General features: G+C 65.6%; 16 protein-coding genes. 10 read left to right on the top strand and 6 right to left on the bottom strand.

Features of this window, described 5'->3' with window-relative positions; all coding sequences use genetic code 11:
- The first annotated feature begins 152 nt into the window (after nt 1-152).
- Genes F1640_RS21865 through F1640_RS21855 form a run of 3 tightly spaced genes read left to right on the top strand, consistent with a single transcriptional unit; the run spans nt 153 to nt 3,672 of the window.
- A complete protein-coding gene (locus F1640_RS21865) occupies nt 153-1,274 on the top strand; it encodes a CapA family protein (protein ID WP_124808901.1) in 1,122 nt (373 codons plus the stop codon).
- Entirely contained in the window at nt 1,271-2,290 is a 1,020-nt protein-coding gene (locus F1640_RS21860) for a hypothetical protein (RefSeq protein WP_124808902.1), read from the top strand. Before F1640_RS21865 ends, F1640_RS21860 begins: the two co-directional genes overlap by 4 nt.
- A complete protein-coding gene (locus F1640_RS21855) occupies nt 2,287-3,672 on the top strand; it encodes an MmgE/PrpD family protein (protein ID WP_255530679.1) in 1,386 nt (461 codons plus the stop codon). The genes F1640_RS21860 and F1640_RS21855 overlap by 4 nt, the downstream gene beginning before the upstream one ends.
- 59 nt (nt 3,673-3,731) lie before the next feature.
- Here F1640_RS21855 and F1640_RS21850 read toward each other — a convergent pair whose 3' ends face one another.
- The 5 genes from F1640_RS21850 to F1640_RS21830 all read right to left on the bottom strand — a co-directional run bounded on the left by F1640_RS21850 (nt 3,732) and on the right by F1640_RS21830 (nt 10,899).
- Nucleotides 3,732-4,514, bottom strand: coding sequence for a hypothetical protein (locus F1640_RS21850; protein ID WP_194921869.1), 783 nt, complete (start codon nt 4,512-4,514; stop codon nt 3,732-3,734).
- On the bottom strand, nt 4,514-6,028 hold the full coding sequence (locus tag F1640_RS21845) for a hypothetical protein (RefSeq protein WP_124808904.1): 1,515 nt from the start codon (nt 6,026-6,028) through the stop codon (nt 4,514-4,516). The genes F1640_RS21850 and F1640_RS21845 overlap by 1 nt, the downstream gene beginning before the upstream one ends.
- Nucleotides 6,029-6,046: 18 nt before the next feature.
- Nucleotides 6,047-8,242, bottom strand: a complete 2,196-nt coding sequence (locus tag F1640_RS21840; protein ID WP_194921866.1) for a TonB-dependent receptor — start codon at nt 8,240-8,242, stop codon at nt 6,047-6,049.
- A 102-nt stretch (nt 8,243-8,344) separates the two neighbouring features.
- Nucleotides 8,345-9,580, bottom strand: coding sequence for an MFS transporter (locus F1640_RS21835; protein ID WP_223806560.1), 1,236 nt, complete (start codon nt 9,578-9,580; stop codon nt 8,345-8,347).
- Complete coding sequence (locus tag F1640_RS21830; protein WP_223806561.1) at nt 9,577-10,899, bottom strand: MFS transporter; 1,323 nt, start codon at nt 10,897-10,899, stop codon at nt 9,577-9,579. Before F1640_RS21830 ends, F1640_RS21835 begins: the two co-directional genes overlap by 4 nt.
- A gap of 91 nt (nt 10,900-10,990) precedes the next feature.
- Between F1640_RS21830 and F1640_RS21825 the strand changes: the two genes are divergently transcribed.
- Nucleotides 10,991-12,172, top strand: a complete 1,182-nt coding sequence (locus tag F1640_RS21825; protein ID WP_190287192.1) for a cytochrome P450 — start codon at nt 10,991-10,993, stop codon at nt 12,170-12,172.
- Nucleotides 12,173-12,213: 41 nt separating this feature from the next.
- Complete coding sequence (locus F1640_RS21820) at nt 12,214-13,215, top strand: LacI family DNA-binding transcriptional regulator (RefSeq protein WP_124808907.1); 1,002 nt, start codon at nt 12,214-12,216, stop codon at nt 13,213-13,215.
- A 32-nt stretch (nt 13,216-13,247) separates the two neighbouring features.
- Here the strand turns inward: F1640_RS21820 and F1640_RS21815 are convergent, their stop codons facing one another.
- The gene (locus tag F1640_RS21815; RefSeq protein ID WP_233497275.1) at nt 13,248-14,084 is read right to left on the bottom strand and encodes a GntR family transcriptional regulator; all 837 of its coding nucleotides are present in this window, start codon (nt 14,082-14,084) and stop codon (nt 13,248-13,250) included.
- Between F1640_RS21815 and F1640_RS21810 the strand changes: the two genes are divergently transcribed.
- The 5 genes from F1640_RS21810 to F1640_RS21790 are packed head-to-tail and all read left to right on the top strand — an operon-like array spanning nt 14,026 to nt 21,384.
- Nucleotides 14,026-15,750 carry a CocE/NonD family hydrolase gene (locus F1640_RS21810; RefSeq protein ID WP_194921864.1) on the top strand — a complete coding sequence of 575 codons (1,725 nt, stop codon included), beginning with the start codon at nt 14,026-14,028 and terminating at the stop codon, nt 15,748-15,750. The genes F1640_RS21815 and F1640_RS21810 overlap by 59 nt on opposite strands.
- Before the next feature lie 54 nt (nt 15,751-15,804).
- A complete protein-coding gene (locus tag F1640_RS21805; protein ID WP_124808909.1) occupies nt 15,805-18,489 on the top strand; it encodes a TonB-dependent receptor domain-containing protein in 2,685 nt (894 codons plus the stop codon).
- 26 nt (nt 18,490-18,515) lie between these two features.
- A complete protein-coding gene (locus F1640_RS21800) occupies nt 18,516-19,631 on the top strand; it encodes a CapA family protein (protein ID WP_223806563.1) in 1,116 nt (371 codons plus the stop codon).
- Complete coding sequence (locus F1640_RS21795; protein WP_124808911.1) at nt 19,628-20,077, top strand: TRAP transporter small permease; 450 nt, start codon at nt 19,628-19,630, stop codon at nt 20,075-20,077. Before F1640_RS21800 ends, F1640_RS21795 begins: the two co-directional genes overlap by 4 nt.
- Nucleotides 20,077-21,384, top strand: a complete 1,308-nt coding sequence (locus tag F1640_RS21790) for a TRAP transporter large permease (protein WP_124808912.1) — start codon at nt 20,077-20,079, stop codon at nt 21,382-21,384. The genes F1640_RS21795 and F1640_RS21790 overlap by 1 nt, the downstream gene beginning before the upstream one ends.
- Nucleotides 21,385-21,386: the final 2 nt, after the last annotated feature.

The raw sequence follows: 21,386 nt of genomic DNA, 5'->3' as shown, positions 1-21,386 counted from the left end.
GTTGGGTGTGATCGCCCGCGGTGATCTGCAACCGCGCGCCAAGCATCCGGGCGTCGATGATGTAAGCGCTTGCGCTCGTTCCGTTGGCGCGGTAGCCCGATGAAAAGAGGCCATCGCCGGTTCCGTTTCGCATGGCCTTGCGGGAGAAGATCGTGATCCACACCGTTCTCGCCACGGGCGACCTTGCGATGGATCGCGATGACTATGACGCCTGTTTTGCGGGCACGGCCGATCTCCTGCAAAGCGCCGACATCGTGTTTGGCCAGCTTGAAACCAGCTTCGCCGAGCGGGGCGTAAGGCTTCCGCAGGCGCGCCACGCCGTACTGGCCCGTCCCGAAGGCGCCGCAGCGCTTGGCCGGGCCGGGTTCGACGTGATCTCCATGGCCGGCAATCATGTGATGGACTGGGGCGCCGACGCCTTCTTCGAAACGCGCGGGCACCTGCAGGCGGCCGGCATCGGCGTAGTTGGCGCGGGGGCCAATATCGTCGAGGCGCGCCGCCCGGTGCTACGGCAGCTTCCTGACGGAACGCGCGTCGCCTTCCTCGCCTATTCCAGTATTCTGCCGCACAGCTATTGGGCGGACGAGCGCCGGCCGGGCTGTGCGCCGATGCGCGCCTTCACGGTTTATGAGCAGATCGAACACGATCAGCCAGGCACGCCGCCGCGCACCCACACCTATCCCCATCGTGCCGATCTTGCCGCGATGGAGGCGGATATCCGCGCGGCGAAGCGCGAAGCGGATGTCGTGCTTGTTTCGCATCATTGGGGCATTCATTTCGTGCGCGCGGTGATCGCGGACTATCAGCGCGACGTTGCCCGTGCGGCGATCGCCGCGGGGGCTGATGCCATTTTCGGTGGCCATGCCCATATCCTGAAGGGCTGCGAGGTGATCGACGGCAGACCGGTATTCTATTCGCTGTGCAACTTCGCGACCGACCTGCGAATGGACCCGGCGCATGCGGCATCGAAGAGCTTCAATGAAATCCGCGTTCTGGCGGAGGAATGGGAGCCCGATTTCGACAGCCTTTACAATTTCCCCAAAGCCGCGCGCCTGTCGATGATCGCGCGGCTGGATATCGCCAATGGCCGGGTGCGGCAGGCCGGCTTCCTGCCCCTGGTGATTGGCCGCGACGCGGTACCGCGCGTGCCTGCGCCGGGGACAGCGGATTTCGCGGCGGTGATCGATTACATGGCTGCGGTGACGGGCGAGGCGGGGCTCAACGCGCGCTATCGCGTAGAAAGCGACATGGTCATCGTGGAAGCGGCGCCATGAGCGCGCGCCACCGTCGGTTGTCGCTGGCCGCTTTTCCGATGGAAGCCACGGTCTTCCTCTATCTGCTGGCCTATCTGCCGAACGTCATCGTCACGCGTCTGGTCACCTCGGTAACGCATCCCGGCCTGGGACGGCCGCTGACCGGGCTGGAAACGCTGCCGGCCTCGCTGATCATCAGCATGGTCCTGACGTGGGCGTTCATCTGGCTTTCGGGATGGCACCGCGATGCCCACGCCGTGCGGGTGGCCGGCATGCGTTTGCCCGTGCCGACGCGCTATACGCTGCTTTCGGGGCTGGGGACCGCGCTCGTGCTGTTCACGGTGCCGCTGTCGTTCACGATCCGGGATGTGAGCATCCCGTTCATCCAGCTCATCATGCGCGGCGATGTCCTGGTTATCGCGCCGCTGGTGGACATGGTATTCGGACGCCGCGTACGCTGGTGGAGCTGGGCGGCGCTGGCCATGGTGCTGCTGGCCTTGCTCATCACCTTGACCGATCGGGGCGGCCTCAAGCTGCCGCCCATCGCGATCGTGACGGTCGTGCTCTACACCATCGGCTATTTCCTCCGGCTCGCGGTGATGACCAAGATTTCCAAGACCGGAGATGCCGCCTCAGTCCGACGCTACTTCGTCGAGGAAAAGATGATCGCGCTGCCCTTGTCGGTGGCAGCGCTCGCGCTGATGTCCGCGTCCGGCATCGGCGGCCAATCGGGCGAGCTTGCCTGGGGCTTCGTCAGTGTGTGGACGGACCCCGTGCTGTGGCCGCTGTTCTGGATCGGCTGCACGCTGACGTTGATTTCGGTGCTGGCGATCCTGATCCTGCTGGACCCGCGCGAAAATGCCTATTGCGTGCCGCTGGAACGCGCGGCGAGCCTGGTCGCCGGGGTTGGCGGATCGGTTCTGCTCGCCTTGTTCTGGGGATTGAAGATGCCGCGCCCGGCCGAACTCGTGGGCGCCGGCATTCTGATCGCGGCGATCGTGTTGCTGTCCCTCGCCCCCCGGCTGGCGGCGCGATGATGGCGTCGCCCGAAACCGGCATCAGTGACATGCTGACCCGGCACATCGCCGCGATGCGCTGGGAGGGCTTGCCCGACGATGCGCGCGCCGCCGCAGCCCGCGCATGTCTGGACGCAACCGGGGTGATCTACGCCGCCAGAGGCCTTGCGCACGAAGCGCAGCCGTTCGTGACGCTGGCCGCGCGCGGTGGAGAGGGGCCGTGCAGCATTCTTGGTACCGGCATACGCGCCATGCCGGTCGGCGCCGCCTTGGCGAATGGCGCCCTTGCCCATGCGGTTGATTACGAGGACGCGTTTGATCGCGCGCCGGCCCATCCCAACGCCTCGCTCGTCCCGGTGCTGCTGGCGCTGGCGCAGTCCGAAGGCCCGGTGGATGGCCGGCGCTTCCTGACGGCGCTGGCGGTCGGTGGCGACATCGCCTGCCGTATGGCGCTTTCGCTCAGGCAGCCCATGGAGGAGGGAGGATGGTATCCGCCCCCCATCGTCGCGGCCTACGGTGCCGCCGCCGGGGCGGCCAACCTGCTGGGGCTGAATGCCGCGCAGGTGAAGGACGCGCTGTCCATGGTCCTGTGTCAGGCAACCATGCCGGGCGAGATCAAACACAGCCGGACGACGGTGCTGCGGGCGGTGCGCGAGGCCTTTCCCGCCCAGGCCGCGCTTACGGCGGTGCTACTGGCAAGAGAGGGGGTTGCGGGGTTCGAAGCCCCGCTGGAGGGCAGGGCCGGGTTTTACGCGCTTTACGCCGGTGGCGCCTTTTCGGCCGACGATCTTGCCGATCGGCTGGGCACGCATTTCTGGGGCACGGAACTGACGTTCAAGCCCTGGCCGAGTTGCCGGGGAACGCATCCGTTTATCGAAATGGCGCTCGATCTGCGCGGCCGGCACGGTTTTGCCCCGGCCGCAGTCGCCGGCATCGATGTGGAGGTCGATGAGGTGCAGCACATGCTGGTCGATCCGCTGGAGCGCAAGCAGGCGCCGGCGGTCGCGATCGACGCGAAGTTTTCCATACCGTTTACGACGGCGCTGGCGCTGACAAAAGGTGGCGTCGGCCTCGACGATTTTGGCGCCGACACGCTGGCCGACCAGCAGGTGCTGGCCCTATCGGCGCTGGTGCGGCCGCGTATTGCGAAGGCGCCGGCCTGGCAGCGGGGCACCGGCGGGGCGATGGGCATCCGGCTCCACGATGGGACGTTCCTGGAGGCGATGGTGCCCGATGCGCTGGGCTGCCCGGCGCGCCCGCTGCCGCCTGCGGCGCAGCACGCGAAGTTTGTCGATTGCCTTGCCCATGCCGCGTTGCCGCGTGGCCGGGAACAGGCGGAACATCTGGTGGCCGCGATTCTCACGCTGGATCGTTGCGAAGACGTGGGCAGCCTGTTCGTGTAATCGTGCGCAAACCGCTTGCAGGCGGCGGTCCTGCTGGGCTGCCGCGCTATCGGCCGTGTTCAGAACACCGCACGGATCTCCGCGCGGCGTTGCGATTGTCCGGGTAGCCCGTCCGCTTCCGGCTCGTCCGTGGGCAGGGCGCCCGTTTGCGCGCGGGTCTCCACGATCATGCCCGGCAGAAGCCGCCGCAGCGTTTCGGCGATGCTGGCGGCACGCGCGGCGGCAAGGCCGGCCGGCTCCGCGATAGTGCGGCCGGACACGGGCGTCGGGTCGGTTGCGGCAAATCCGGTGATGACAAGCTTCCTGGGGTGAGCCGCGCGAATCCAGGTGACCGCGTTATCGATCAGCCAGTCGTCGTACTGATAGACGAGGAAGTCGTTGCCGAACTCGAAATAGAACGGGAACGTGCGCTCGGCGTAGGGACCGGGCGGCACTTTCCGGGGCACGGACAGCGGATCGATGTTGCGGCGGGGCAGCTTGTAGCGCCGGCCCGCGTATCCTTCCGCCGGCAGCATGTGGCGCGGGCAGGGCGTCTCCAGCCGCGAAGTCCGCACCGGGTCCAGCACCGTTGCCCCGCACGGTGTGGGCGGATCGGCGGAAACGCGGCCTTCCACCAGCACTTCCCGGTTCCAGTCGGGTTTGTAGGGGCTTTGGCTCACGTCGTAGCGGATCCCGCTTTCGCGGTCGTCCGCCAGCCAGCAACCCGATTTGCGGCCGGAATCGGTATCGCGATAGACGGGGCAGGCGATGAAGCGGACAAGTTCGCCCGCCTGTTGCGCCTGTGCCGACAGCGGCGCCGCCAGCACGATGATCCATCCGGCTGCAATCGCGATCCGTTTCATCACAGCACGCTCATCAGATTGACGAGATCCTGTTTCTCCTGCTCGGTATAGCCGATGGAGTAGCGACGCTCGTAATAGTCCACGATCCCTCGCAAGTCCTTTGCCAAGCCGTTGGAGAAGTACGGCGCGCGGGCGGACAGCCCGCGCATGGATTGCAGCGTGATCTTGCCGACATCGGCGCAGCGGCCACTGGTCAGCGCGAAGCCGGGATCATAGGTGAAGATGACCCGGCCATAATGCGGGTGCGGCGCTTTCAGGCAGGTGACCTTGAACAGCGGCAGATCGGCCCAGGGATCGGCGAAGGGCAGCGTCGTCGTGCCGAGGTCGACCTGCCCCGGCGCCACATCGTTCCCCATCTGGCTCATGTTGTGACAGAACACGCACGAATTGCGCACCGGATTGCCGAAGCCGATGCGGGAATTGATGCCGGCCGTGTCGGTGATGAGAAACATCTTTTCGCGAAACACGCGCGCCCCGCGGGCAACGGACTGGCGGAAGGCCAGTTGCTGTGGCGTCAGGGTGCGCGCATCTTCCGCGCTGATCTTTTCCCAGCCCGTGAATTCGCTCCACACCGGCTCCCCGATGCTGCCAAGCGCGCCGGGCTGCGAATCCCGCAAACGCGCCGGGCCTGCCCTGGCGCCGGTCGTATCGACAGCACCGCCGGCCTTGCTCGCTTGCTGCGCGGTGAAGATGCGCAGTTCGAAATCCTCGATCCGCCTGCGCTGCTCGGGCGTCAGCCTGCGCAGCATCTGCAGGTGGCTGGCCGCGGCGTCTTCCATCTGGATGCGCAGGTTGCCGGCGCGGTTGTCCGCCATGAGATTGCCGGATTCGGGCTTGCCCGTATCCGGATCGAGCGGCAGCGCGTAGCCCTGCTTGGGATCATAGGGGAAGCCGACCGCCAGCAGGTATTTCATGTTGGCGACCGGGCGCGGCCGGCGATAGACTGAGATCCTGCCCGCCGCCGGGCCATAGTGCGGACCGCTGTTGCAGCCGTTCGGATCGCGCACCACGTCGATCGAGAAGTCCGGCGTCACCGGCTGGCCATTGAACTGCCGCACCGGCCACGGGCGTTCGATGCGGATCAGCCCCCGTTCCAGCAGCAGCGAATGCGATGCGCGTTCCGCCTGCGGCAACGTGGGGCAGTTCGAGCCGTCGTAGGCCGCGAACAAGGGGTCCTTGCCGCCGGTGCGATCCCATTGCCGCCGCGCGCTTTCGGCAGACAGGCTCATGGCATCAGCCGGCTGGTGGCAGGTCACGCAGGCGCGGCCGTTAGGGCCGAGGGGCTCGAAGAACGGGTGGTCCTTCGTCGGCATCGGACCGCCGACAAGCAGCGCGCGCAACGTGCCGTTGGCGTTGTCGTAGTCCAGCTCGGCCGGAAACACCCGGCCTTCGCCCGGTGCCCACCAGCGGTCCGGCGCATCGCCGCCCCGCGCGCCCGCCGAAAGGGCAAGCGTGAGGACGGCGATCGCGGGCAGGACGTGGTGGAACCGGATGGACTTGAACACGGTGCGCATCACGTCCTTCCGTTGCCGTCAGTTGCCGATCTCGACCTTGATGCGCAGGCCGTAGGTGCGCGGGGCGCCATAGATGATGCCGCCGTCCGCGCTCGAGCTGTTCTGGATCTGCGTGGCGATGTAGGTCTTGTTGGTCAGGTTGTTGACGAAGGCTTCCAGCTTGTACTTCTTGCCCAGGTCGAACGTCAGGCGCGCGTCGAAGATGTCGCGTCCGGGAACCAGGGTGTTCACGCTGGGGAAGGGCGTGGCATTCTGCCGCGACAGATGCGACCACTGGATGCGCGGCGTCACGTCCACGCCCGCCAGCGCGAGCGTGTATTGCGCGCCGGCATTGACCGTCCATTTCGGAGAGAAGGGCAGCACCCGTCCCTTGGGCACGAAGCGCAGGTTGGTGGGGCAGCCGGGATCGGTGCCGGCCGCGTTGGTATCGGAGATGCAGGCCGAATTGTTGAACTTGGCATCGAGATAGCCGACGCCGGCGTTGGCGGCGAAGCCGCCGAACTGGGCGGTCAGTTCGAGTTCACCGCCCTTGGAGCGCCCCGCCAGCGCGTTCTGCGTGGTGGGCAGGCCGCCGACAAGGCTCGACAGCTGGATGTCCTTGTAGTCCGAATAGAAAACGTCGCCGTTCACGCGCAGGTGGCGGTCGAGGACTTCCGTCTTGAAACCGAGCTCGTAGACGAAATTGCGCTCGGGCTTGAAGTTGGGCGTGTTGGGCGTGAGGTTGACGCCGCCCGCCTTGTAGCCCTTCGACGCGGTCAGGTAGATCAGCCCGTTGCCGTTGAAGTGATAGTTGACGCCAACCTTGCCGGTCAGCTGGCTCGAGGCCTGTTGGCTGACGAAGGGCAGGGTAAAGCCGGCGCCCGGAACGGCAAAGCGGGTGTAGACCTGCTTGTCCCAGCTGTAGCGCGCGCCTGCGAGCAGTTCGATCTGCGGCGTCACGTAATAGTTGATCTGCCCGAAGATCGATTGCGAGGTGTTCTTGGCGGTGGTGATGATGCTGCTGTTCGATTGCAGCAGCTGCGTGGTGTTGCGGTTATCGCGCAGCAGCGTCACCGGAACGGTCTCGTCCATCACGAACGCGCCCAGCACCCACTGGAACGGACCCTTGCCGGTCGAAAGCAGGTTCACTTCGCCGATCAGCGTCTTGAAGCGCGTATCGCCGTTGCTGACCCGGCCCGGGAAGCGCGCGGTGTTGGCGCCGGTTGTCGGCAGGTTGGCCGGAACCGGCAGCGAGGTTGCGGTGCGGTCGCCGTCGGTCTGGTCGTGCGTGAAGCCGTCCTGCCACGAAACGAGCCCGCGCGCCTGCACGGTGTCGGCCACGTCGTAGCGCGCCTCGGCCGAAATCCGGTAGCCGGCCTGGTTCTGGAACGAGGGGGCGTCCTCCTCGATCACGAACGGGTTGGAGGAGACGGCATCGTTCCGGTTCTTCACCGCGTTGTTGTCGGTCCGCACGTCGAAATATTCGCCGCGCACGTTGACGTTCAGCTTTCCATCCATGCCGCGCAGGCGCAGGTTGGCGCGGATCGCGTCCATGTTGAGGTTGCCGGGCTGGCTCAGCGCGTTGGCGGCGATGTTCCGCGTGTAGCTGTCACGCTGTTCGTGGACGTAGGCGACGCGCAGGGCAACGTCCTCTCCGCCGATATTGGCGGCCACGACGGCGCGATAGCGATCATAATTGCCCGCGGTGAAATCGCCCACCGCGAAATTGCTGCCGAACTCGGGCTCGGGCGTGCGGACGTAGACCGCGCCACCGGTTGAATTCTGGCCGGTCAGCGTGCCCTGCGGCCCGCGCAGCACCTCGATCGAACCGATGTCGAAGAAGCTCTGGCCGATGAACTGTTCGTGCGGGATCAACTGGCCGTCGATGTAATAGGCGACGCCCGGGTTGGATGTTGGGGCGGACTGCGCGATGCCGACGCCGCGGATATTGATGAACGTCGATCGGTTGAAGGTGTTGATCGCCACCGATGGCGCCACCTGCTGCATGTCGTTGAGGTTCGACACGCCCTTCCTCTGCAGATCCTCGCCCGACAGGACCGTTGCCGAGATGGGCACATCCTGCAGGCTCTGCGTGCGGCGTTCGGCGGTCACGACGATGGTCTGCAGTGCGCCGTCGTCCTGCGGGCTGTCGGCCGTCTGGGCCAGCGCGGGGAGCGAAACGCTGCAAAGAAGGATGGACAACGCAGGGCGCGCCGCACGTGCGATGGTGGTCATGGTTTCCTCACCCTCATGAGAATTGTTTGTGGCGTTGGCCGATAACGCATATGTAAGCCCTTGCATAGATGCTTTGTCACGCCGTTGACCCGATAGCGTCCGTCAGTGCGCGCGATTGCGTTGTTCGTGTGCCGACGGGAGGCGTGAAAGCGCGCAGCAGAACGCAAAGGCGGTTGTCAGCAGCAGCGCCAACGCCAGCCGTAACGGGGTGACCGGGGCGAACAGGCCGAGGATTGCCATGGCGCAGCCGCTGGCAAGCATCTGCGTCGCCCCGGCGAGGCTGGCCGCGGTTGCCGCGAGCCCTTCCTCCGCAAAGATCGCGGCATGGATCGCGGCCGGTCCGATCATGCCGGAGGCCACGCCCAGCAACATCATCGGGGCGACGAGTGGTACCGGGCCGATGATCCCGCGGTAGGCCAGCCATGTGGCAAGCAATGTTCCACCCAAAGCGATCGCTGTGCCTGCCAGCAGCGCATCGCCGCGGCGCTCGGTCAGGCCGACCAGGCGCGTTCCGGCGATGCCGGCGCCCGCGATGGCAAGCAGCGCCGTGCCCGTTTGCGCCGGTGTCAGTCCGAACTGGCGGATCAGCAGGAAAGGAGCGCTTCCCAGAAACATGTAGAGGCTGCTGCTGGCGCAGGCGAGACTTCCCGTCGCCAGCAGAAAACCCGGGTTCGACAGGAGTCGGGCATACCCTTTGAGAAGCCTCGCCGAACTGGCCCGCGGATGGGCGGTGGAGGAGCCGCTGGCAGGCGCACCGGTCCTGTCCCGCGTTTCCGGAAGCAGAAGCCACGATGACGCGAACGAGGCGCCGCCCACCAGCGCCAGCATTCCCAGGATCATGCGCCACCCGCTGCGAGTCACAATGAGCCCCCCGATAACGGGCGAGATTGCCGGGGATAGCAGGACGATCGTCATCAGCGTGGCCTGCCTGCTTGCGGCTTCCACGCGATCGAACAGATCGCCCACCATGACGCGCGATGCCACGACTCCGGCCGCTCCACCCATCGCCTGCAGCAGCCGCGCGCCAAGCAGCAGCGGGAAGTTCGCGGCAAGCGCGCCGCCGGCCGCGCCCAGCATGTAGCAGGCCAGGCCCAGCAGGAGAACGGGGCGGCGGCCCCAGCGATCGGCAACCGGCCCCGCGATCAATTGGCCGCAGGCAAGGCCGCCGAGATAGACGCTCACCACTTGCTGGGCGCGTGCGGGATTCAGGCCCAGCTCGCCGGCCAGCACTGGCAGGGCCGGCACCAGCATGTGGATCGCCATCGATCCGAGTGCGGCCACGCTCGCCAGGATGGCGATCGTGCGCAGGCCGTGGCGGCGCCCGGCCTGACCGTTCACGCAGCGGCCTGTGCGCGCGCGGCGACCGTCCGGGCGATGAGCGTCAGGCTGGCGCACAATGCCGCGATGCCGACCAGCAGGAGCGTCGGCGGCGTGAACGAGCCGGTTGTTTCCTTCAGGTATCCCATCATGGGGGGCACGGTGGCTCCGGCGAGGCTGCCGGCCATGTTGATGACGACGATGCCCATCGGCAGGCTTGCGGGCTTCAGCATCCGCGTCGGTATTGCCCAGAATGCCGCGACCGTGCAGCCGGTGCATGCGCCCCCGATGATCAGCGCGATCAGTCCGGGCAGGCTGGCGCCGGCCCAATCGGCAACCAGCAGGCCGAGTCCGCCGAAAAGTGAGGGCACGGCGACGTGGAGATAGCGTTCTCCCGTTTTGTCCGAATGGCGCGCATTGAGGACCAGGCCGATGCCGCTGGCCGCCCACGGCAGCGCGACGACCAGCCCCGTGGCGCCGGCGCTCAGGCCTGAAAGGCCTTTCACGATCTGCGGCAGCCAGAACATGATCCCGTAGTTGGAAGCCAGGATGCAGAACCAGATGGCGCAGCACAGCCAGCCGACCGGATCGCGCAGCACCGCCCAGCGCGCCCCGGTGGCGTGCGCGTCCGGCATGGCGCCAGGCTTCGACGCGCCTTTGATGTTGCCGCGGATCCACGCGCGTTCCTCGGGCGTAAGCCAGCGGGCATCGTCCGGCGAATCCGGGAAATGCAGCCATGCGAATGCCGCAAGCGCGAGGGCCGGGAGCGCTTCGGCCAGGAACATCAGGCGCCAGCTTTCCATCCCCAGTGGGTGATCCAGATCGAGAAGCAACCCGGAAACCGGCGCGCCGATGACTTGGGCCACCGAGATGGATGTGATGGGGATGGCGAGGATCGATGCACGGTACCGCTCGGGTGCCCACTGGCTCAGATAGAGCATCGTGCCCGACGAAAGGCCGCCTTCGGCGAAACCGATCAGCACGCGCAGGCCATACAGTTGCCATTCGGTGGAGATCATCGCCATCGCGCAGGACGCCAGCCCCCACGCGGCGGTTATCGCCGTGAGCCAGCGGCGCATCCCGATGGCTTCGTACAGCAGCACGCTGGGATATTTCGCCAGCATGTAGCCCACGAACAGGACGCCGGCGCCGAAGCCGTACTGGGTGCCCGACAGGCCGAGGGCGCGGTTCATATCGAGGGCGGCAAACCCCACGTTCGTGCGGTCTATCGCGCCCATCAGCACATAGAACGCCGCCGGGACGACCAGATGCAGCAGCACCTTGCGACCCACCGATTGTTCAACGGCGGGCACGCCCTGCGCTTCGTGGTGCTGTTTCACGCATTCTCCCCATTTTATCGGCGGCATCGGTGTCCGTGAGGGAAGATGATAGCGCTTGCATATGCATTCGTCGATACTTATGCATCGCGCCATGAAAACCACCGTTCCGCAGGATTTCGATCCAGAAAAGCCCGAGGACTTCGACAGCGCGCATCGCGAATATGCGCGTTTGCGACGGGAATGTCCGGTGGCGCACACCGATGGCCTGGGTGGTTTCTGGGCGTTGACGCGTTATGACGATGTCAAGCGTGCGGCCTCGGATTCTTCCACGTTCATCACGTCGGTGCAGAACGTGGTGCCCAAGGTGGCGTACACGGGCCGCCGGCCGCCGCTTCACCTCGACCCGCCCGAGCACACGCCCTATCGCAAGGCTCTTAATCCGCTGCTTTCGCTGGAAAAATCGGAAGCCTACGCGGACAAGGCGCGGGCGCTGGCACAGCGGCTGTTGACCCCCATGGTCGCGAAGGGTGGCGGCGACATCTGCGTCGAATTTTCCAGCTATCTGCCGGTCCATATCTTTGGCGAATGGATGCGCATGCCCGATGCCTGGCTCGATACCCTGCATGACGCGGGCCGGGCCTTCATCCTGGCGGTTCATTCCAACACGCCGGAGCGGATGAAGGAAACCAGCTTGCGCCTGTATGAAATGGCGCGCGGGCTGATCGCCATCCGGCGCGAGCAGCCGCAGGACCCCGAAATCGACCCGACGAGCGCGTTGCTGGCCGCGCGGCACGAGGGTGAGCCTTTCCCCGAGGAACTGCTGGTCGGCACGGTGCGTCAGGTTCTGGTGGTCGGCATGGTCGCGCCGATGGTGATGATCGGCAATATCTGCGTCCATCTTTCGCGGGACACGGCGCTGCAGCAGCAATTGCGGGCGGACCCTTCGCTGATTCCGGCCGCGATCGAGGAATTCCTGCGCCTTTACACGCCCTATCGCGGCTTTGCGCGCACCGCCGTGTGCGACGTGGAAATGGGCGGACGGACGATTCCGGCAAACGAGGCCATCGCGCTCGTCTATGCTTCCGCCAACCGGGACGAGGAGGTGTTCCCCCAAGGCGATACGTTCATCCTCGACAGGCCCAACATCGCCCAGCACCTCGCCTTCGGGCGGGGGCCGCACAATTGCCCCGGCGTGCACCTGGGCCGGATGCAACTGCGCGTGGCGCTGGAGGAGATCCTCGGTGCGACAAACAGCTTTTCGCTCGATGGTCCGGTAACCGTGAGCCGATGGCCGGAAATCGGTGCGCTTTCCGTTCCCTTGCGCTTCGCGTAACGCGATTGCGCACCGGGGGCGGGGCGGGCTAGGCAAGGCGGATGAACGACGTTCCCGGCCGATCACCCACGCTAGACGATGTCGCCGCGCATGCCGGGGTTTCGACGGCGACTGTCAGCCGCTTCGTGAACAATCCGTCGGTGGTTGCGCCCGCGACCGCCGACCGCATCCGCGCGGCGATTGCCGCCACCGGCTATATTCCCAACCTGCTCGCCGGGGGGCTTGCGTCCAGCAAGTCGAAAATGGTCGCGGTGCTGATCCCTTACCTGACGGACTCGATTTTCAACGACACGATCCAATCGATGGTGGAAGAACTGTCGGGGGCGAGCACTACCGTCATGCTCGGGCTTACGGGCGTGTCGGCCCGGCGCACCGAGGATCTCATTCGCGCGGCGTTGAGCCGCAGGGTGGATGCGATCATCTTTACCGGCCCGGTCACGCCCGAAGTCGAAGCGATGGTCCGCCGGTCGCCTGCGTTGTTCATCGAAGTGTGGGATCTGCCCAAAGAGCCCATCGGCCTTGCGGTCGGATTCTCGCACGAGGCGGCGGGGCGCGATGTGGCGCGCTTCCTGATGTCGCGCGGTTACCGCCGGCCGCATCTGGTGACGGCCAGCGGCACGCGCGCGCAGATGCGGCGCGATGGCTTTTTCGCCGAATGGCCGGCCGCCGAGGGCATCGCTCTCACGGAATCGAGTGTGGAGGTTCCTTCGCGGTTTGGTCATGCGCGCCGCATCTTCGCCGAAATCCGGCGCTTGCCGGACATGCCCGATGTAGTGGTTTGCGGTTCGGACTATCTGGCGCAGGGAATCATCGTCGAGGCAATGGCGGCCGGATTGCGCGTGCCCGAGGATATTGCCGTGGTGGGTTTCGGCAACAGTTCGATCGCGGGGGAAATGCGGCCGACGATTACGTCGGTCGAAGTCGATGGCGCGCGGATCGCGCGCGAAGCCATTGCCGCGATCCGCAAGCATGGCAACGGCGAGCCATTGCGGGAACGCTGGATCGACGTGGGATTTCGCCTGATCGCCCGCGAAAGCGCCTGAAGGCGGAGGGGGGCGGGGCCGCGTCGCCGCGCCTACCGGTAAAATTCGCTTTCGATCTTGGAAAGCGTGACGAAGCCGTCCTCGATATGCCTGCGCATGGCCTGTTCGCTGGCATCCGCATCCCCGGCAAGCAGCAGTTTCACCATGTTCTGGTGGTCCGCATTCGCGGTGCGCAGACGTTCGTCGTCGTAAAAGCTTTCGAACAGCAGGCGATGGATGGGCACGTTCAATCGCTGGAGAAGGTCGGCAATCACCGAATTGCCGGAACCTTCGACGATCAGCCGGTGCCATTCCACGTTCAGCCGTCCGAAGCGTTCGGGCGCCCGATCTTCCACGCAGCGGTCGAGGGCATCCTGAACGGCACACAGCCGCTCTTTCTGTTCCGGCGTCGCCTGTCGCGCGAAATCGCCGGCGCAAATGCCTTCCAGCGCGACGCGCGCGCGATAGATCTGACGTACTTCTTCCAGACTGGCATTCTTGACCGAAGCTCCGCGAAATTCCTCGATCTGGACCAGGCCTTCGCCTTCCAGCCGCTGCAAGGCCTCGCGCACTTTCGATCGGCTGGCGCCGGTCTGCCGGATGATGTCGACTTCCACCAGCCGCTGGCCGGGGACGAAACGGCCAGCCCGGATGCGATCGCGCACCCAGTCGGCGATTTCGGACCCGGTGGGGGCCCGGAGAGACGGATTTTCAACCATATCCGTCGTTTTCCAACCCCGGACAATATTGTCAACAATATTGTGATCGATTTTTCCGTTGCCTGCGGCGTCGGGATCGCCGATCAAATTGTCAACAATTTGGAGAGGCGCCATGCAGGCGATTCGGTGGGTAGCGGTGGCGGCAGCAGCCGCAATTGCGGTGCCCGGCAACGCTGCCGACTATCCTGACGTACAGCGCAGCTCGCTTTATGTGCCCGTTCGCGATGGCACGCGCCTTGCCGTGAACATCTATCGTCCGGCGGGCAGCGGCGGGGTGGAAAGTGCGCCGCTGCCGGTGATTTTCGTGTTCACGCCATACCGTGCCCGCTTCGTCGGACAGGACGGCAAGGTCAACGAGGTGGCGTTGAATGATCGGATGGCGCTCCGGTCGCTCATCGCGGCGGGCTATGTCGTCGCCGTGGCCGACATCCGCGGCAAGGGCGCGTCTTTCGGCAGCCGCCATGGTTTCCAGGACCGGACGGAAGCCCGGGACGGGTACGATCTGGTGGAATGGCTGGCGCACCAGCCGTTCTCCACGGGCAAGGTCGGCATGATCGGCTGTTCGTATCTGGGCGGGGCTACGTTTCACACCGCCACCACGGCGCCGCCATCGCTCAAGGCGGTTTTCATCGGCGCCTCGGATCTCGACAAGTATGCGTTCGTCAAGCGAGGCGGCATAACCGCGCAGTTCAACACGAGGCCGGACGAACCGCTGAGCGAGGATCTGGCAAGCGTCCCGGTCGATGCCGACGCCAACGGCATGCAATTGAAGGCCGCCGTCGCCCAGCATGCGGCCAACACGCCGATGGCGGCCCTGTGGTATGGCATGCCCTATCGCGACAGTGTTTCGCCGCTGACCGGCAATGCCTTCTGGAACGAAGCCAGCGTCTACAACTATATGGGCGCAATCCGCCGGGCCGGTATCGCCACCTACTTCTGGAGCAACTGGCAGGACGAACCGACCGCGCAATCGATTCTGAGCGCGGCCAACCTCCCCGGCGCGAAGTTCCTGGCTGGTCCGGGCAGTCATTGCGTGCCGCCGCCGGGGTTCGATTTCACCGGCGAAGTCCGCCGCTACTTCGACCATTACCTCAAGGGCGTCGACAACGGCATCGAGCGCGAGCCGCGCGCGACCTACTGGGTGGAAGGCCTGGAGGGGAAGGGCGGGTATGTCCGTTCCCGGTCCTTGCCGGGCGAGGGCGTGAAGCCCGTCTCATGGTTCCTGGACGGAGGCAGAAGCGGCTCTGCCCGGTCGGTCAACGATGGCGTGCTGGCTTCCACGCCGGCCAATCGCGGCACCGATCGCTTCACGGTGCGCTATGACCTGCCCGACCCGGACTACTTCGCTTTCTGGGCCAGGCCCATGGATGACAAGGGACTGAGCTACACCAGCGCACCTTTGGCCCGTGCGATGAAGCTGGTCGGCTATCCCGTGGTGCGCCTGAAGGTTTCGGCCGACAAGCCGGATGCCAACGTGTTCGTCTATCTGGATGAAGTGGCCGCTGACGGCAAGGTCGAGGTCGTCTCGTTCGGCCGGCTGGCGCTGTCGCACCGAAAGCTGGTCGCCGCCCCTTACAACACGCTGGGCCTGCCGTGGCATTCCGGCCTGCAGCGCGACGTGGCGCCGCTGCCGGTGGGGCAGCAGGCCGATCTGGCGATCGACCTTACACCGGTTTCACGGATCGTGCCGGCCGGCGCGCGGTTGCGCGTGACGATCGCCGGCGCGGATCCGCGCCAGCGCAATCTCAAGCAGATCATGCAGACGCCAGCGCCCGTCATCGCCGTCGAACGCGGCGGGCGCGGGACGTCGTGGATCGACCTGCCAGTCGCCGATTGAGCATCATTGGAAGGAAAGGCCGCGCAGCCGGCCGCGGGGAAGGAGTAAGTCAACATGAAGGGCAATAAGATCACGCGTTTACGGACAGCGTTCTGTATCGGCAGCTGTGGCCTGGCGATCGCGGCAGTGCCCGCGATGGCCCAGGACGCCGCGCAGGACGAACCGAGCAGCGCCGAAATCATCGTCACCGGTAGCCGCGTGCGCGGCGAGGCGCCGGTGGGCTCCACCGTCACCACCCTGGGGCGGAAGGAAATCGAGGCGTCCAGCGCGGTAACAGTCGATCGCATGGTCAAGGAAATACCGCAGGTATTCGATCTGGGCGTTTCGGAGAATTCGCGCGGCCAGTCCGGCGGTAGTGGCAACATCACTTACGGCAACTCGGTCAACCTGCGCGGCATCGGCCCCTATGCGACGCTGGTGATGATCGATGGCCACCGGGTGACCAACAACAGCCGATCGATCGATCCTTCCGTCCTGCCTTCGCTGGGCGTCGAACGGGTCGAGGTCGTGGCGGACGGCGCATCGGCGATCTACGGTTCCGATGCGGTTGCCGGCGTGGTGAACCTCATTCCGCGTCGGTCGCTGGATGGAGGCGAGGTGTTCGCGCGTGCGGGCATCGGCGGTCGCGGCGATTTTCATGAATATTCGCTGGGTGCGGCGCTGGGCAAGGTGTTCGAGCGCGGCCAGATCATGGTGGCTTACGAACATGTCGAACGCTCCAACCTGAGCGGTGACAACCGTTCGTTCTTCACCAACAACCAGACTCCGTTCGGAGGCGCGGATTACCGCATCGCGCGCTGCGCGCCGGGCAATATCAACGCGAACGGCACAACTTACGCGATACCGGCGGCGGGCGTGACGCAGGCGACCGCGGGTGCGCTTGTCGCGGGGACGCTTAACAAGTGCGACGAACTGACCAACCAGGACTTGGCGCCGCGGCAGAAGTATGATTCGGTGAACAGCACCGGGCGGTACGACCTTACCGACTGGCTGAGCGTCTTTTACGACGGGTTCTATTCCAAGCGCGATTTCTACCGGAAGTCCGGGTTCACCAACGCCCGCATAACGGTTCCGCAGACCAACGCGTTCTTTGTGCGCCCGGCTGGCTTCACCGGCACCAGCTACACACTGGACTACAACTTCCGCAACGACCTGCCGACCAACGATTCGTTCGGCTATGCCGAAAGCTGGCAGATCACGCCCGGCATCAAGGCAAAGTTGCCGCACAACTGGGAAGTCGAGGCACTGTTCGGCTATGGCAAGACGCACGATTTCTCCGGCTCCTACTTCGGGCTGAACAATGGCGCGCTGACGGCCGCGCTGGCCAGCAGCGATCCGGCCACCGCGTTCGATCCCTATGGCCTGGGGCGCACGAGCGCCGCGGTCCGCGCTGTCCTTGCCAACCAGATCTTCCTCGCGCCGACCAACGGGCGGTTGAAGACGTATGAAGGGCGCATCAACGGGCCGCTGTTCGCGCTGCCCGGTGGTGAAGTGAAGTTGGCAGGCGGTTACGAAAGGCAGGATTTCACCGTGGGGCTGGGATCGGCGCGCGGCGCTCCGACCACGCCGATCGTGTTCCGCAATTTTGGACGCAAGGTCGATTCGGTCTATGGCGAACTGTTCGTGCCGGTCTTCGGTGCGGCCAACGCGATGCCCGGGTTTGAACGGCTCGAACTCAACGCCGCGGTGCGTTACGACAAGTATAGCGATGTCGGCGGCACCACCAATCCCAAGTTCGGGATCAATTGGGAGCCGGTGCGGGGCCTGAAACTGCGCGGCAGCTATGGCACGTCGTTCCGTGCGCCGACGATCCCCGAAATCTACGGCAACTCCAACAACCTGTTCGGCCAGAGCTATCAGAACCCGGCCGGCGGAGCGCCGTTGCAGGGCTATGCGCTGTCCGGCCCCAACCTTAACCTGAAGCCTGAAACGGCAACCACCTGGTCCATCGGCGCCGACTTCGACCCCACCCCGACGCTGCACTTCGGCATCACGTACTGGGATGTGAACTATCGCAACCAGGTGCTCGCCAACCTGTCGAACCTGACCATTCTGGGTAACGAGGCGCAGTATGCCGGCACGAACATCATCCTTCGCGATGCAGCCGCCGCCGCCCGGGTTCAGCAGTTGCTGGCGCAAGGCGTGGCGCTGGCCAGCGGATCGTTTCCCGGCGGCAACCCTGCGAACGTCACCCTGTACGTGGACGGGCGCAGCCAGAACCTTGGCGTTTCGATTACCCGCGGCATCGATTTTACCGGCACCTGGACCAAGGACGTTTCCGACAGGGATACGCTGACGTTCAACGTGTCGGGAACCTATCTCACCAAATATCGCGTCGCCGTCACGCCCACGGCGCCGCTGGTCGATCGCCTGAACGTGATTTTCAATCCGCTCAAGTTCAAGGCGCGCGCCAGCATCCTGTGGGATCATGGCCCGGTCAGCGCGCGCGTGCTGATCACGCACGTCGGGGGGTACAAGAACAACCTCGCGGTGCCCGTGCAGTCGGTGGGGAGCTTCACGCCGGTCGATTTTTCGATCAGCTGGCGCATCGGCGATCAGAAGGCGACGGGGTTCTTTGACAAGGGCATGACTCTGGGCTTTGAAATGCGCAACGCGTTCGACCAGAAGCCGCCCTATGTGAACCTGGCGCCCAGCGGCAACGGCAGCGGCGGGTATGACGCCACGGCCGCCGATCCGATCGGCCGGCTGTTCGCGATCAGCGTCCGCAAGGCGTTCTGACGATCGCGATGAGGGGGGAAGGCGGCGTGAACCGGGAGGCGATCTCCATTGTGCTGGCGGGCGATCTCGTTCTTGATGAACCGGACGCACCCTACTGGCTCGACGGAATCGCGCCTGCGGTTCGCGCCGCCGATCTCGCCATCGGTCATCTGGAAGTGCCACACACCGCGCGCGGAGCCGAGATGAAGGGGGACGTCCCGGCGCCCGGCGCGCCGCCCGAAAATATCGCGGCGATCGCCGGGGCGGGGTTCTCCATGGTCAGCCTTGCCGGCAATCATATCGCCGACTGCGGTGCCGAAGGCATAGCCGATACCATTGCCGGGCTTGATGCGCACGGCATCGCCCATGCCGGGGCGGGGCTGACACTGGCCGAAGCGCGCGAGCCGGCCGTGGTGGGCCGTAACGGCCGGCGCATCGCGTTGCTCAGCTACAATTGCGTCGGTCCCGAAAGCGCCTGGGCCGGCCCGGACCGCGCTGGCTGCGCGTGGTTGCCGATCGAAACGGCGGACGGAAGCCCGGTCGCGCCCGCGGCGAACCTCGTCGCGTTGACCGACGCGGCGGTGGCGATCCTGCGCGAGGACATTGCCCGCGCGCGCACCGTGGCCGATCTGGTGCTGGTGGCGCTGCACAAGGGCATCGTCCATACGCCCGCGCGGCTGGCCCCCTACGAACGCGCCGTGTCGCATGCGGCGATCGACGCCGGGGCGGATGTCGTGATCGGTCACCATGCGCATATCGTGCGTGGCATCGAATTCTATCGCGGGAAGCCGATCTTTCACGGCCTTGGCAACGGGTGTGTCGTCACCCGCGCGCTTAGCCCGGCGCAGGATCATCCGGCCCGCCGCGAATGGGCGCAGCGGCGCAAGGCGCTGTTCGGTTTCGAACCCGATCCGGCCTATACGCTGGCGCCGTTTCACCCGCAGGCGGTGAACGCGTTCCTGGGACGGATAGATTGGGGCGCGGATGGCGCCATCGTGCCGGCGATCATCCCGGTCGATGTCGAAGCGCCGGGGCGGCCGGTTCTGGCGCCGCCGGACCGGGCCGCAGAAATACGCGCCTACGTCGACGGCATAACGCGCGATGCGGGGATGCCCGGTATCCGGATCGATGCCGATGGGCGCGTGCAAGAGGTAGCGGCATGAATGTTCTTGCGCGCATCATGATCTGGACCGGCGGCACCGCGCTGATCGCGGCGGCCGGGCTCAATCTGTTGTCGGTGATCGGACGCCACACCGGCCTGCCGCTGAAAGGCGCGATCGAGCTTGTGCAGGTGGGCGTGCTGGTAGCCGGGACGCTGGCGCTCGTTGCCGCAACGCTGGCGCGCAATCACGCGCGCGTTCACCTTGTGCTGGGCCGGCTGAAGCCCGGTGGCGCGCATCTCGTCGAACGCCTTTCGATATTGCTGACGATGGCGTTCTATGCCGCTCTTCTTTGGGGGTCCGCGTGGCTCGCCAGCGATTTGTGGGGCAGCCAGGAAGTGAGCGAACTGCTCGGCGTGCCGTGGCGCTGGCTGAGGATGTTCCTCAACGCGGGCCTTGTCGCCGTGCTTGTCCTGCTTGCGCGTCAACTGGTGGAGCGCAAGCGCTGATGTTCGCCACGCCTGAAACCGGCCTGATCGGCCTTGTCCTGCTGTTCGCGTTGCTGATTTCGGGTGTGCCGATCGGCGTGTCGCTGGGGCTTGTCGGCGCCGGCGGGTTGATCGTTGCGCTGGGCTTCGAACCCGCGCTGATCAAGGCCGGCGTGATCGTGGTGGAAACGTTGACACGCTACGAACTGGGCACGCTGCCGCTGTTCATGCTGATGGCGCATCTGTTCTTTTCGGCCAATGCCAGCCGCGACCTGTTCGATGCCGCGGCCAAGCTGGTCGGGCACAGACGTGGCGGGCTTGCCTATGCCTCGATCGGCGGGTGCGCGGGGTTTGGTGCGATCAACGGATCGAGCCTTGCCACCGCCGCCACGATCGGGCTGGTGGCCCTGCCGGAAATGCGCCAGCGCGGCTATTCGGACGCGCTCGCCACGGGAACGGTCGCGGCAGGGGGCACGCTGGGTCAGATGCTTCCGCCGTCCGGCGCGCTGATTGTCTATGGCATCATCGCGGAACAGTCCGTGGGGAAGCTGTTCACGGCAACGCTGATTCCCGGTATCTCGCAGATGCTGTTCTATTGCCTTGTCGTCTGGTTGCTTGTCCGCTGGCGGCCTTCGATCGCCCCTGCCAGCGAGCGGGCGACCTGGCGTGAACGCGGGCAGGCCATGCTGCGCATCGCGGACATGCTCGGGTTGTTGTGCCTTGTGCTGGGCGGGATCGTGCTGGGGTGGTTCAGCCCGTCCGAAGCCTCGTCGATCGGCACGGTTGGCGCCCTGGCAATCACGGCTTGGCGGGGGCGCCTGACGCGGGAAGTGCTGTTCCGCGCCTTTTCCGAAACGCTGCGGACCAGCGGTCTGATCTTTCTGGTCATCATCGGTGCGCTCGTCTTCTCGACGTTCATCAGCGTGACAGGCCTTACCGATGCCGTCGGCCATTGGGTAACCGGCCTTGCCCTGGGAACGATTCCGACGCTGATCGTCGTGGCGGGGCTTCTGCTTTTGCTCGGCTCCGTGCTCGATGGCCTGGCGCTGATGCTGTTGACCACGCCGATCCTTTTGCCCGTGGTGGAAAGCGTGGGCATGTCGCCGATCTGGTTTGGCATCTTCATCACCCGCGCGATGGAAATCGGCTTCGTTCATCCGCCGCTCGGCATGAATCTCTACGTGATCCAGGGCGTCGCCAAGGACGTGAGCATCAACCGCATCTTCAAGGGGGTGATGCCGTTTCTCGCCAGCGACCTGGTCCATCTTCTTCTTCTGATCCTGTTTCCCGCGATGGCCCTGTGGCTGCCGGGCCTTTTCGGACAATGACC

It is taken from the genome of Novosphingobium sp. NBM11 (assembly GCF_015390225.1).
Lineage (GTDB): Bacteria > Pseudomonadota > Alphaproteobacteria > Sphingomonadales > Sphingomonadaceae > Novosphingobium.
This window is presented reverse-complemented; position numbering and strand designations above follow the sequence as displayed.